The sequence below is a fragment of the Kibdelosporangium banguiense genome (genome assembly GCF_017876405.1).
Lineage (GTDB): Bacteria > Actinomycetota > Actinomycetes > Mycobacteriales > Pseudonocardiaceae > Kibdelosporangium > Kibdelosporangium banguiense.
The window spans coordinates 3,270,421-3,283,249 of record NZ_JAGINW010000001.1 but is presented as its reverse complement, the minus strand read 5'-3'; the positions used below and the strand labels follow the sequence as shown (position 1 = coordinate 3,283,249).

The 12,829-nt window shown below is 67.7% G+C and carries 14 protein-coding genes; 8 read left to right on the top strand and 6 right to left on the bottom strand.

Annotated elements, in window-relative coordinates:
• Positions 1 to 153 precede the first annotated feature (153 nt).
• The 4 genes from JOF56_RS15710 (at position 154) to JOF56_RS15695 (ending at position 3,087) form a co-directional block, all read left to right on the top strand.
• Entirely contained in the window at positions 154 to 720 is a 567-nt protein-coding gene (locus JOF56_RS15710) for a GNAT family N-acetyltransferase (RefSeq protein ID WP_209638459.1), read from the top strand.
• A gap of 77 nt (positions 721 to 797) precedes the next feature.
• Positions 798 to 1,127 (top strand): transcriptional regulator, encoded by a 330-nt coding sequence (locus JOF56_RS15705; protein ID WP_209638457.1) that lies wholly within the window; start codon positions 798 to 800, stop codon positions 1,125 to 1,127.
• Positions 1,124 to 2,284 (top strand): PPE domain-containing protein, encoded by a 1,161-nt coding sequence (locus JOF56_RS15700; RefSeq protein WP_209638455.1) that lies wholly within the window; start codon positions 1,124 to 1,126, stop codon positions 2,282 to 2,284. The genes JOF56_RS15705 and JOF56_RS15700 overlap by 4 nt, the downstream gene beginning before the upstream one ends.
• Before the next feature lie 2 nt (positions 2,285 to 2,286).
• Positions 2,287 to 3,087: an ESX secretion-associated protein EspG gene (locus JOF56_RS15695; RefSeq protein WP_209638453.1), complete on the top strand. Its 801-nt coding sequence runs from the start codon at positions 2,287 to 2,289 to the stop codon at positions 3,085 to 3,087.
• 603 nt (positions 3,088 to 3,690) lie between these two features.
• Here JOF56_RS15695 and glpD read toward each other — a convergent pair.
• Complete coding sequence (gene glpD / locus JOF56_RS15690; protein WP_307855116.1) at positions 3,691 to 5,448, bottom strand: glycerol-3-phosphate dehydrogenase; 1,758 nt, start codon at positions 5,446 to 5,448, stop codon at positions 3,691 to 3,693.
• Between the two features lie 223 nt (positions 5,449 to 5,671).
• Here glpD and JOF56_RS15685 point away from each other — a divergent pair, with 223 nt between their 5' ends.
• A complete protein-coding gene (locus JOF56_RS15685; RefSeq protein WP_209648276.1) occupies positions 5,672 to 6,412 on the top strand; it encodes an MIP/aquaporin family protein in 741 nt (246 codons plus the stop codon).
• Between the two features lie 15 nt (positions 6,413 to 6,427).
• A complete protein-coding gene (gene glpK, locus JOF56_RS15680) occupies positions 6,428 to 7,936 on the top strand; it encodes a glycerol kinase GlpK (protein WP_209638451.1) in 1,509 nt (502 codons plus the stop codon).
• Positions 7,937 to 7,984: 48 nt separating this feature from the next.
• On the opposite strand, the gene JOF56_RS15675 is transcribed toward glpK, so the two are convergent.
• A complete protein-coding gene (locus tag JOF56_RS15675) occupies positions 7,985 to 8,425 on the bottom strand; it encodes a SixA phosphatase family protein (RefSeq protein WP_209638449.1) in 441 nt (146 codons plus the stop codon).
• A gap of 49 nt (positions 8,426 to 8,474) precedes the next feature.
• Between JOF56_RS15675 and JOF56_RS15670 the strand changes: the two genes are divergently transcribed.
• Complete coding sequence (locus tag JOF56_RS15670; RefSeq protein WP_209638447.1) at positions 8,475 to 9,347, top strand: LLM class flavin-dependent oxidoreductase; 873 nt, start codon at positions 8,475 to 8,477, stop codon at positions 9,345 to 9,347.
• Here the strand turns inward: JOF56_RS15670 and JOF56_RS15665 are convergent, their stop codons facing one another.
• The 3 genes from JOF56_RS15665 to JOF56_RS15655 all read right to left on the bottom strand — a co-directional run bounded on the left by JOF56_RS15665 (position 9,348) and on the right by JOF56_RS15655 (position 11,870).
• Positions 9,348 to 9,953, bottom strand: a complete 606-nt coding sequence (locus tag JOF56_RS15665) for a class F sortase (protein WP_209638446.1) — start codon at positions 9,951 to 9,953, stop codon at positions 9,348 to 9,350.
• 6 nt (positions 9,954 to 9,959) lie between these two features.
• The gene (locus JOF56_RS15660; protein WP_209638444.1) at positions 9,960 to 10,328 is read right to left on the bottom strand and encodes a GVDTG sorting domain-containing protein; all 369 of its coding nucleotides are present in this window, start codon (positions 10,326 to 10,328) and stop codon (positions 9,960 to 9,962) included.
• A 138-nt stretch (positions 10,329 to 10,466) separates the two neighbouring features.
• Complete coding sequence (locus JOF56_RS15655; protein ID WP_209638442.1) at positions 10,467 to 11,870, bottom strand: NAD(P)H-quinone dehydrogenase; 1,404 nt, start codon at positions 11,868 to 11,870, stop codon at positions 10,467 to 10,469.
• A gap of 103 nt (positions 11,871 to 11,973) precedes the next feature.
• On the opposite strand from JOF56_RS15655, the gene JOF56_RS15650 reads away from it, so the two are divergent.
• Positions 11,974 to 12,423 (top strand): gamma-glutamylcyclotransferase family protein, encoded by a 450-nt coding sequence (locus JOF56_RS15650; protein WP_037252314.1) that lies wholly within the window; start codon positions 11,974 to 11,976, stop codon positions 12,421 to 12,423.
• Here JOF56_RS15650 and JOF56_RS15645 read toward each other — a convergent pair.
• Positions 12,395 to 12,826 carry a hypothetical protein gene (locus JOF56_RS15645; RefSeq protein WP_209638440.1) on the bottom strand — a complete coding sequence of 144 codons (432 nt, stop codon included), beginning with the start codon at positions 12,824 to 12,826 and terminating at the stop codon, positions 12,395 to 12,397. The two genes, JOF56_RS15650 and JOF56_RS15645, sit on opposite strands and share 29 nt — an antisense overlap.
• Between the last annotated feature and the right edge of the window lie 3 nt (positions 12,827 to 12,829).

Sequence of the window (12,829 nt, the reverse complement as noted above, 5' to 3'; positions counted from 1 at the left end):
GCGGGGCACTCCTCCAGGGCAGCCTCACCTGGTGAAACTATCGCAACAACCGACGATCCCAGGTCTTCGGTGGCCAAATCGCTACCCTTGGGCCCAGGATGGGGCCCACTCGGCCCTCACAAAGTGTCAGAGGGGCACGCTAGCGTTCTTGTCATGGAGCCCATCGAGATCAATGCCGGCGGGTACTACCTGCGGGCGTTGCGGGCGGACGACCTGCTCGACGACCGGCCGGCGATCGTCGAGGCGTTCGCCGACGCCGAGACCCGCAGATGGGTCGCCGACTACCGGATCGACGACCTCGACGACGCGGGCGCGTATGTGCAGCGCCGCGCCGACGAGTGGAAACGTGGCGTGCGGTGCTCGTGGGCGGTGTCCGAACCGACGACTGGTCAGTTGCTCGGCGAGGTCGATTTACGCGGGCTCGAGGGCGGTTTGAACGCGGTGCAGGCGGCGTGCTGGACCCATCCCGGTCATCGCGGGCGCGGCGTCGCGTCCACCGCGTTGGCGGCGGCGGTGCGGTTCGGCTTCGGCGCGCTCGGTTTGACCAAGATCGGTTACCAGCACCAGGAGGGCAACCACGGCTCGAGGCGGGTCGCCGAGAAATGTGGTTTCAAACTGACCGGCGAGAGCCACGAACGGCTTGGGGAGCAGGAGGTCCGGTTACTGCACTGGGCCACGACCCTTGATCAGATGCCGGCCAAACCGCTGACATCTGGGTGACGAATACACCAATAGTCGAATCCGATTGTGGGATTGCGGCTACGGTGTCCAGACATTCGCGACCGTGGGAGGACGGCGTGGCGGAAGAGGGATTCCAGTTCGATCCCCAGGTCTTGCCCCGATTACACAGCGCTTTCGCCGACGCGCTGGCAAAGGTGGACCGGCAGATCGAGCTCGCCAGATCCGAACTGCGGGTGACGGCGTGGGCAGGCGACTCCGTCAGCGGGTACGCGCACACGCGGTTCAACGCCCGCTCGCTGGACGGCGAAGCCAACGCGTTGCAAGCACTCGAGGACTACCGCGAAGCGCTGAACACGTTGGTGGTCAAGCTGCACAAGGGCGCGGGTGACTACCGCGACAGCGAGGACGACAAGCACGCGACCATGAACCAGCAGGGGGAAGGGTGACGCGCGAAGACCTGGAAGTCACGCGGTGGCGCGGCTTCACCCATGCCGAACTCTACGCCCAGCTGCACAGCGGACCGGGCGCGACAGCGTCGGCGGTTCCGTCGCGCCGATGGGCCGACCTGGCAACGACGATGCAGGACATCAGCCAGGACATGACCAAAGCGATCGCCGACGCGAAGGCCATGTGGGCCGGTGCGGCGGCCAACTCGGCGTACGCCCAGCTGGGCGAAGTCGCCGCGTGGGCAGGCAGGACAGGCGACGAAGCCGAGAAGATGCGCGCGAGCGTCGACCAGCAGGCCGACCACATCGGCCGGGCGCGTGCGGCGATGCCGGCACCGGGCGAGGAACCGACGCCGCAGCCAGATCCGGCAGTCGCCCCGGTCGCGCAACTGCTGGCCATGCAGAAAGATCACGAGGTGGTCGAGCGCGCCACCACGGATGCCGCACGCCGGGCGTTCGAGGTGATGGAGGCCTACCAGAACGACACGACGTCGACCACGGACGCGCTGGCCTCGTTCGACGAATCCGTGGACACCTCCGGTCACCACGGGCACAACCAGCGCCACCGGGGCGGCGTCCTCGGCTTTTCCGAGCAGACCAGGCTTTCGGGCGCCGGGCCGGACTTCACACCGACGCCCGACCACCACCGCAACTTCTGGGAAACCCCGCACAGCCGAGGCGGTCAGACCGTTTCCCAAGCGGGAGCACAGTTCCTGCCGATGACCGAGTCCCGGTTCCAGCCGGCTACGCCGTTGCAGCCAGGCGTCGCCGCGGGCGCCGATCCGCTCGGCAGTCCGGTCGCCGCGACACCACGACGTGAGCCGTCCGCACGGAAGGGATCGATCACCGGCAAACTCCCGGTGACAGCCAGTTCCCTTGACGCAGGCCCGATTCCGGGTGCGGCACCGCCGGCGGGCTCCCATGTTTCGCCCGCAGCCGCGACATCCCCCGCAGGCAGCTCGTCCGAGCGTCTCGTGCCGCGGCGCGGTGGCGAGCAGTTGATTCCGTCGCAATGGGCAGATGACGCGGTGGAACCGGCGAACCAGGCCAAACGGCGCCGCGATCGCACCGAACAGGAGAAGATAACGGAGAGTGTCGAAGGAGCCGAGGCCGAGGTTCCTCCACCCGTGATCGGAAACGGGCCGTATCGTCAGTGACGATGTTCGACACGGGACTTGACGACACCGGGCTGGGTCAGCCGGTCACGCTGACCGCGCTGGAGTTCGACGTGCTGTGGGAACACCTCGACCTCGGCGACATGCCGTTGGTGCTCAAGGTGCCCTCACCAGGCCGGACGAACGCCGAACGGGCTGAGCTGGTGGACCGCGCGTGGCAGGGGATCCAGGCCAAAGGCCTTGGCAGGCAGGTGGATCTCGACCCACGACTGGTCGGGCTGCTGCGACTGGTCGCACGGCCGCAGCGGGAGCTCGACGGCCGGCTCTGGCTCGGCCACAGCGTCCGCCTGATGGCCGCGGCCGACGGCGAGGCCGGTGTCCTCGCGGTGCAGGAAGGCAACCGGTTGACATTGCGCGGCGCGGACGGCCTGGGCCTGCCCAGGCACACACTGTCCGTGCTGCCACCGGCAAAAGCCGGCGTCGGCCACTCAGTCACCTTGCCCAGCAAGGAGTTCGAAGCCGCCGCCCGGCAAGCTACGGCCCCGAAGGAATTCGAGGCCGCACTATGCAGCCGTGGCGTGCGCGACGCCGACGCCGAGGCCCTCCGCAAAATGATCGGCGACGTCGACCGCCAGGGCCAGTTCGGCGGCGCAGCCAGAGACAAATGGGGCCGCCGTGTCCGAACCAGGCGCGTGATCAGCTTCTTCGACACAGCCGACGGCCGATACCTGCAGGTACGCAAGGAAAGCACCGGCGGCGAAGCCTGGACGACAATCTCCCCGACCGACCACAAACGCCTCCTGCACCACCTGACCGAACTCCACAGCGACGACGTCTCCTCCTGACCAGACCGGTGCGCCTCAACAGTGTTTCGTCGGGGTCTACGCCGCCCAAGGTAAGACCTGGGCCATCCAGGTGATCCCCGTGCGAACGGCCCTTTCGCACGGGTTCATCCCTTGAAAACCCCTGCCCAACCACAATCCCTTGTAGACTGGACCAGGGACGCCCCCCGGTGAGGGTGGGGGCTGTTTTCTTATGTAGGGGCGGGGTTTCGGCAAAGTCGATCACGTGGATGATGGTGGGCTCGGGCTCTGGTTGATCATGAGAGGGTCGCGCCAGCCGCTGTATCGTCCTCGACTACCGCTGTTGGACCGACCAGGTTCGGTGAACTTGCAGAACTGTTTCGTCGCAATCCTGATCCACGGTGCGCGGCCGAACCCGCCCTGCTGCGCGGGCACTGGCAGATCGGCAACCGACCGCACCACGCCTGCGACATCACCTACCGCGAAACGTATCCCGCGCCATGGCCATCCTGCGTGGCCTCGCCATTAGCGCGCTGCACCGGCACCCGTGACATCGCCCAAGCCCGCCGACAGATTCACACTGCTCGCAGCCCAAGCCGGCTTCTGGCCGAACCGGCAGGGCTGTTCTCTTGGGGACGTACTGGGTCAGGAGACTGGTTCGATGATTCGGGAGCGGGCTTCGGGGGCCTTGGAGCGTAGGGCGTCCGCTCCTTCGTCGTCTGGTTGGGTTTGTGAGTCGCGTTCGGCCTTTACGCGGGCGGAGTAGATGTCGATCTCGCGTTTCACGGTTTCGGGGTCCCAGCCGAGGATCTCGGCCATGAGGCCGGCTATTTGTTCGGCTGCGTCGACGCCGCGATGGGCGTACTCGATTGAGATCCGGGTGCGCCGGGCGATCACGTCTTCCAGGTGCAGGGCGCCCTCGTGGCTGGTTGCGTAGACCACCTCGACCTGCAGGTAGTCGGGCGCGGCCGTGAGTGGCTTGAGCAGCTCTGGCCTGTTCTCGGCGAGGGCCAGCACCTGGTGGATCATCGAGCCGTAGCGGTTGAGCAGGTGCCGGACCCGGTATGGGTGCACGCCCGCTTTGGTGGCCAGTTGATCCGCCTGGTTGACCAGGGCGTGGTAGCCGTCCGCGCCGAGCAGCGGGACCTTGTCCGTAATGGACGGTTGGATTCGGCCGGGCAGGTCGACTGAGGCCGCGTCGACGGCGTCGGCCGCCATCACGCGGTAGGTCGTGTACTTGCCTCCGGCGATCGCGACGAAACCTGGCGCGACGCGGGCGACCGCGTGTTCCCGGGACAGCTTCGAGGTTTCCTCGCTCTCACCGGCCAGCAACGGCCGCAGGCCCGCGTAGACGCCTTCGATGTCGTCGTGCGTCAACGGCGTGGCCAGCACGGTGTTCACGTGCTCGAGGATGTAGTCGATGTCGGCTTTGGTCGCTGCCGGGTGGGCCAGGTCGAGGTTCCAGTCGGTGTCCGTGGTGCCGACAATCCAGTGGCTGCCCCAGGGAATCACGAACAGCACCGACTTCTCGGTGCGCAGGATCAGCCCGGCTTCGGACACGATCCGGTCCCGCGGCACGACGATGTGCACGCCCTTGCTCGCGCGCACCCGGAATCGGCCGCGGCTGCCGGACAGGCGTTGCAGCTCGTCGGTCCAGACGCCGGTCGAGTTGATCACGGCGTTGGCCTTGATCTCGGTTTCGCGGCCGTCCTCGACGTCGCGCACTCGCACGCCCGAGACCCGATCGGCCTCGCGGACCATGCCGATGACCTGTGTGGACGTCCGGACCACAGCGCCGTAGTGCGCCGCGGTGCGGGCCACCGTCATCGTGTGGCGCGCGTCGTCGGCCTGGGCGTCGAAGTACCTGATCCCGCCGATCAACGCGTCCCGCTTCAACGCAGGCACCATACGCAACGCGCCTGCCCTGGTCAGGTGCTTCTGCCCAGGCACGGACCGCGCGCCGCCCATCGTGTCGTACATGAACAGGCCGGCCGCCGTGTACGGGCGCTCCCAGACCCGGCGCGTCAGCGGGTAGAGGAAGGCGACGGGTTTGACCAGGTGCGGCGCGATCCTGGTGAGCATCAGCTCACGCTCCCGCAGCGCCTCGCGGACCAGTCCGAACTCGAGTTGTTCCAGGTAGCGCAGGCCACCGTGGAACAGTTTCGACGACCGGCTGGACGTGCCGGAGGCAAGATCCCGCGCTTCGACGAGCGCCACCTTCAGGCCGCGCGTGGCGGCGTCGAGCGCGGTGCCCGCGCCGACCACACCGCCACCGATCACGACCAGGTCGAACGTCTCTTCGGTGAGTCTGCGCCACGAATCCTCGCGCTCGGCCGGTCCCAGGCGGCCCGCGACGGTCACCGGGTCGGTGCGGACTGGCTGGCTCGGCTTACGGCTGGCCACAAAACGCCTCCCTGTCCGGCATGGGTGCACTGTCCAGTCCTCACGCTACCGCCATCCGCCGACAATCGCGCCGTACGGACACGTGAGAAGGATTGCGTCGTTCGGATCATGGACAATTGCCGTTGGAGCGCACTAACGTCGCTGCTCACCGAGGGTTTGGCAGCGGTGCCAGTCGGGGCGTCGCTGGCTGCCCCTGGTCCGTGTGACCAACCTGGAGGTGGCGATGGGCGCGGGCGAGATATTCCTTTGGGAATTGCTGGGTACCGCCGTTCTGATCTTGCTGGGTACCGGCGTGGTGGCCAACCACGTCCTGCGGGACACACTCGGTAGCGGCACAGGTTTCCTGTTCGTCAACATCGGATGGGCGTTCGCCGTGTTCACGGGTGCGAGCATCGCGGCGCCGAGCGGTGCGCACCTCAACCCGGCGGTCACCCTTGGCCTGGCGATCGCGGACAAGACCGACTGGGCCGACGTGCCGATCTACATTCTCGGGCAGATGGTCGGTGCGATCCTGGGTGCCACGCTGTGCTGGCTGACCTACAAACTGCAGTTCGACACACATCCGGAACCGGCGAACACGCTGGGCATCTTCTCCACCGCGCCGACCGTGCGCAATCCACTGTGGAACACGATCACCGAGGTGATCGGCACGTTCGTGCTGGTGGGATGGATCCTGTTGTCACCGGCGATCAAGGTCGGCGGCGACGGCGTGCCGCAGTTCGGCAACTCGGCGCTCGGCTACGCCGGTGTCGCGTTCGTCGTGCTGGTGATCGGTACGTCACTCGGTGGTCCCACCGGGTACGCCATCAACCCGGCTCGTGACCTCGGCCCCCGCATCGCGTACGCGATCCTTCCCATCCGCGGCAAGGGCAGCCCGGACTGGGGATACTCGTGGGTGCCGGTCGTCGGACCGCTGATCGGCGCAGTGCTCGCCGGCCTGCTCTATCTCGTACTGCCCGTCTAGGAAAGGACTCGCACGATGGCCCAGTACGTGGCCGCGATCGACCAGGGCACCACCTCGACCCGGTGCATGATCTTCAGTCATGACGGCCGGGTGGTGTCGGTCGACCAGAAGGAACACGAGCAGATCTTCCCGAAGGCGGGATGGGTCGAGCACGACCCGGAGGAGGTCTGGCGCAACACCCGCGAGGTGGCCGCGGGCGCGGTCGCCAAAGCGGACCTGCATGTGTCGGACATCGCCGCGGTCGGTATCACCAACCAGCGCGAAACCGCGGTCGTGTGGGACAAGGCGACCGGAAAACCGGTCTACAACGCGATCGTCTGGCAGGACACCCGGACCGACAAGATCGTCAACGAGCTCGGCGCCCTGGGCGGCGGGCAGGAGCGCTACCGCGCCAGGACCGGTCTGCCGCTGGCGACGTACTTCTCCGGCCCCAAGGTCCGCTGGATCCTGGACAATGTGGACGGTGCCAGGCAGAAGGCCGAGAACGGCGAACTGCTGTTCGGCAACATGGACACCTGGGTGCTGTGGAACATGACCGGCGGGCCGGAAGGCGGCGTGCACGTCACCGACCCGACCAACGCGTCCCGGACCATGCTGATGGACCTGGACACCCTGCAGTGGGATGCCGAGATCGCCGGTGAGATGGGCATTCCACTGTCGATGCTGCCGGAGATCCGGTCCTCCTCGGAGGTCTACGGCAACGTCCGGGAGAAGGGCGCGCTGGCCGGCGTGCCGATCGCCGGCATCCTCGGCGACCAGCAGGCGGCGACGTTCGGCCAGGCCTGCCTGTCGCCCGGCGAAGCCAAGAACACCTACGGAACCGGCAACTTCGTCCTGCTCAACACCGGAACAGAGAAGGTGATGAGCGAGAACGGCCTGCTGACAACGGTTTGCTACAAGATCGGCACGAACGAGACGGTCTACGCGCTGGAAGGCTCGGTCGCCGTGACCGGCTCGCTCGTCCAGTGGATCCGTGACAACCTCGGCATGATCTCGACCGCGGCCGAGATCGAGGACAGCGCCCGGACAGTCGAGGACAACGGCGGCTGCTACTTCGTGCCCGCGTTCTCCGGGCTGTTCGCGCCCTACTGGCGTTCCGACGCCCGTGGCGCGATCGTCGGCCTGACCCGGTTCGTCAACAAGGGGCACCTGGCCCGCGCGGTCCTGGAGGCGACCGCTTTCCAGTCACGCGAGGTCATCGACGCCATGAACGCCGACTCCGGCGTGCCCCTCACGGCGCTCAAAGTGGACGGCGGCATGGTGGCCAACGAACTGCTCATGCAGTTCCAGGCCGACATCCTCGATGTCCCCGTGATCAGGCCCGTGGTCGCGGAAACCACCGCCCTCGGCGCCGCCTACGCAGCCGGCCTGGCGGTCGGCTTCTGGGCAGGCGAGGACGACATCCGCAACAACTGGGCAAAAGACAAGGAATGGGCCCCGGCCCTGGACGCGGACAAGCGGGAAGCCCTCTACAACGAGTGGAAGAAAGCCGTGACCAAGACCTTCGACTGGGTCACGGACTAAGCACCGTCAGGCTGGTTCCCACCACGGTGACGTGGTGGGAACCGGCTGTCATGGCAGGTCGGTCCACTTGCCGGGGAATCGCACCACGGCCAGTGAGGCGGGTGGGAAGTGTTGTGGGGCTTGGTTTCCCAGTAGTTGCCAGGCCAGTTCGTGTACTGCGGGGTTGTGGCCGATCAACAGCAGGGTTGTGGCCTCGTCGGGGGTTTGCCAGACCTGCTCGCGCAGGGTGTCCGGGCCGGCTTGATAGAGGCCTGGTTCGAAGTCGATTGTGGGCTGGGCCTTCAGTTGCGCGCTGATCTGGTCCCAGGTCTGGCGGGTCCGGCGGGCTGGGGAGCAGAACACGTGGTCCGGGTGCATCGCGGCGATCTGCCGGCCGACGTGGGTCGCCTCGGTGCGGCCGAGCGGGGTCAGCGGGCGTTCCACGTCGGCTGTGCCGGGCACGTCGGCGGCGCTGGCGTGCCGGAGAATCAGCAACGTGCGGGCGGTCATAAGACCCAGTCTGGCATTTTTGTCGGTGGGTGGGTGCATGGTGTGAGGCATGCGATTCTCGGTGAGCATCCCCAACTTCGGCGACTTCGCCGACCCGGAGGCCGTGGCCGTGCTGGCCCAGGCCGTCGAACACGCGGGCTGGGACGCCCTGTTCGTCTGGGACCACATGGTCCACGAGAAGCGCCTGGTCCGGGAGATCGCCGACCCCTGGATCCTGCTCACCGCCGCTGCCCTGGTCACCAGCCGGATCCGGCTCGGCACGATGATCACTCCGGTCGCCCGCAGGCGTCCGCAGAAGCTCGCCCGTGAGGTCACCACGCTCGACCGGCTCACCGGCGGCCGGATGATTCTCGGGGCCGGTCTCGGCGACCCGGTCGACGACGAGTACGGCGCCTTCGGTGAGCCCACGTCCCGCCGGGTACTGGCCGAACGCCTCGACGAGGGCCTGGCTGTGCTGGACAGGCTCTGGTCCGGCGAACGGACCACCTACGAAGGCAAGCACTTCACGGTCCGGGACGTGATGTTCCGCCCGACTCCGGTGCAACGCCCGCGCGTCCCGATCTGGGTCGGCGGGCGATGGCCCAACATGCCGCCGATGCGCCGGGCGGCCCGCTGGGACGGCGCCATTCCGATCATGACCGGTGCCTGGCAGGCGGAGCCGCCGCCGATGCATGAGGTGACTGCCGCGGGCGCCTTCTTACGCAGTGCGCGCGCCGATGCGGGGCTTGCCGACGAGCCGTTCGACTTCGTCGTGGGTGGTTCCAGTCCGGCCGGCGCATGGCCGCTCATCGAGGAGTTGTCCGAGGCGGGCGTGACCTGGTGGGACGAACGCATGCCTTTCGGCGAGCTCCTGGAGGACATCGACGCCATCAGGCGCCGCGTCGACCAGGGCCCGCCGAAAACCCGTCAGCAGGAGGATTAGCTAGGCCTGACCAGGGACGAAGGAGGCGAACACGATGATGTTGTCCTTGTAGCTCTTGGCGGTGTGGTCGAACACGCCGCCACAGGTGATCAGCCGGAGCTCGGGACTTACGGTGTCGCCGTAGACCGCGTCGGTCGGGAAGTCCTTTTTGGATATCTGTTCGACCCGCGTGACCTTGAAACGCGCGGTCGAACCGTCCTGACGGGACACCAGGACCTCGTCCCCGGCGGCCATTTCCTTGAGCCGGAAGAAGATTCCCGGTTTCTTGTGGCCGTCCACGTGGCCGAGGATCACCGCGGGGCCGGCTTCGCCCGGCGTCGATGCCTTCTCGTACCAGCCTGCCTGCATGGGTTGGTCGACCGACGGGACCTGGATGGTCTCGTCGGCGTTCAACCCGAGCGGGATCAACGAGGACTTGGCGCCGATCTTGGGAATCGAGATCTCCGTCGGTACAGAGGCCGGTAACGCGGCCGCGTTCTTGGCCGCTGGGGGTGCCTGTCCGGCTGCGCCGGGCGCGTCCGGCGCAGGCACCGTCGGCGGATTGTCCGGGCTGCTGCAGCCAGCCAGGACGAGCAGGAGAACCGCGCTACCGAGCCATTTCCGCATCGGCGATCAGCTCTGCTTCCGCGTCCGGCGCACCGCCAGGGTGCCGCCGCCGGCCAGCGCGACCAGACCGACGCCACCTATGACGTACATACCGGTGTTGGACGACGCGTCCTCCATGCCGGCGCCGGTCTCAGGCGCGCCCTTGGGCTTGATCCGCGGACGGTCCGGCGTCCCCTCCGCGGGGCGGGCCTCGGGCGTGGCAACGTCAGCGGCAGGGCGCTGGCTGGGCGCCACGGGTGTGCGCACGCGCGTGGACGTGGGGACGGGAGAGGTGGTGGTTTCCTTGGGGTTGGTGTCCGCGAAGGCAACCGGGGACGACAGCACAAGCGCGCCCACGCCGATCGCGAGACCGGCCAGGATGGAACGAATACGCATGCGGAGACCTTTCAATGAATAGGGCGGGTTCAATGCCTTCGCGGACTACACGCCCAGCCCCGGTCTCGCAGTTGCCTTCAATTTTGCGACGCAGATCTCGTGGCCGGCACTCAACCTCAGTCGGCCACGAACGTCTACTTAGTCCAAGTCGTCATGCCGCATGAGCCGCCGGCCGGCTTCGGTGATCGAGCCGGACAAAGACGGGTACACCGAGAACGTCAGAGCCAGGTGCTCGACTGTCAGCTGATTCTGCACGGCGATCGCGATCGGCAGGATCAGTTCGCTCGCGGACGGCGCCACGACGACACCGCCGATGACCACACCTGTCGCGGGACGGCAGAACAGCTTCACGAAACCGCGGCGCAGTCCTTCCATTTTGGCGCGGGCGTTGGTCGCCAGCGGCAACATGATCGTGCGCGCGGGCACCTCACCCGAGTCGATGGCCTGCTGGCTGATACCGACCGTGGCGATCTCCGGGTGCGTGAAGACGTTCGCGGCGACAGTCTTGAGACGGATCGGCGCGACGCCCTCACCGAGCGCGTGCCACATCGCGATCCGGCCCTGCATGCCCGCGACCGACGCGAGCATCAGCACGCCCGTGCAGTCGCCCGCCGCGTACACGCCGGGGACGCCTGTCCGCGACACGCGGTCGACGGAGATGAATCCGCCAGGTCCTGGCTGGATGCCGACCTTCTCCAGACCGATGTCGGTGGTGTTGGGCACCGAGCCGACAGTCATCAGTGCGTGGCTGGCCTCGATCTTGCGGCCGTCCGCCAGGTGAACCACCACGCCGTCCTTCACGCGCTCGACCTTCTCGGCGCGAGCGTGCTTGTACAGAGTGGTGCCGCGCTCGGCGAACGCATCCTCCAGGACGGCAGCTGCGTCGGCGTCCTCGTGCGGGAGCACACGGTCCCGGCTGGAGACCACGGAGACCTTCACGCCCATCTCGGTGTACGCGGAGGCGAACTCCGCGCCGGTCACACCGGAGCCGACGACCACCAGGTGCTCAGGCAGCTCGGTCAGGTCGTAGAGCTGACGCCAGTCGAGGATCCGCTCGCCGTCCGGCACCGCGCCGGGCAGGACACGCGGGGTCGCGCCCGTTGCGATCAGCGTCACATCGGCGCCGAGCACCTCGGGCTCGCCGCTGAGCGGCGTGACCCCGATCCGGTGCGCGGCCAGTCCCGGCTGCTCGTCGACGAACCTCGCCACGCCCGCGATCAGGCGAACGCCCTCCCGCTGCAGCCGCGCCCTGATGTCGGCCGACTGCGCCAGCGCCAGGCCACGGACACGCCCGTGCACCACCGGAACCTCGACGATCGCTTCCTCGGCGTTGGTACGAATCCCCAGCTCATCAGCGTTGCGGAAGGCCGAACGCGCACCAGCCGAGGCAATGAACGTCTTGGACGGGACACAGTCATAGAGCACGCACGCGCCACCAAGGCCGTCGCGCTCGACAATCGTGACGTCGGCGCCGTGCTGCGCTGCGACCAGCGCAGCCTCGTAGCCGCCGACGCCGCCCCCCATGATCACGATCCGGGTCAACGGGCTCCTCCTGTACCGCACTAGCTGGTCGAGCTCAACCGTACGCGTGACTCCCCGAGGCGCATCCCGTCGGGGGATGTGTCGGGTCGCTACGCTGTCCGTCGTGCCGCTCTACGCCGCTTACGGGTCCAACATGGATCCCAGCCAGATGCTCGAGCGAGCGCCCTATTCGCCGATGGCGGGTACCGGGTGGCTCGTCGGCTGGCGCCTGACCTTCGGAGGCGAGGACCTCGGCTGGGAGGGTGCCCTCGCGACCATCGTCGAGGACCCCGAATCGCAGGTGTTCGCGGTGCTCTATGACGTGAGCCCGCGTGACGAGTCCCGCCTGGACAGGTGGGAGGGCGCGCTGGGCCTCTACAAGAAGATCCGCCTGCGTGTGCAGACCCTGGAAGGCTCGGTCGTGGCCTGGCTGTATGTGCTGGACGCCTACGAAGGCGGCCTGCCCTCGGCCCGGTACCTCGGTGTGGTGGCCGACGCGGCGGAAGCCGCGGGCGCGCCCGCTGACTACGTCGCCGACCTGCGCATCAGGCCATGCCAAGGCATCGGCCCCTGAGTACCAGCTCGGCCTCGCGCCGGCCACGTGGGTCGGCGCGAGTACGCACGGCCAAGATCACCCGTTCGGTGAAACCTCGGCGGCACGGCACCCTCGCAAGCGCTTGCTCCAAGCACGCGATCGCGGTGAACGGATCCCCTCGGCACAGCACCTCGGCCAGTGCGTGCTCGAACGAGAGCACCTTGAGCCCGTAGAACGTCTCCACGTCCCGTTGCGCGAAGCTGCCGTGATGTACCTCCAGGCCGGGCCTGGAGCGCACGCGGCGGTGGTCACGAACGAGGACGTGTATCGGGACTTGGTCGGCCGCGTGGCAGCCATAGAGGTACGCGGCGGTGTGGCTGGTCAGGACGGCATCTGGCCCGGCGAGGCGGAGCGCCTCGGTGGCTTCGGTCAGCAGCGGCATGCC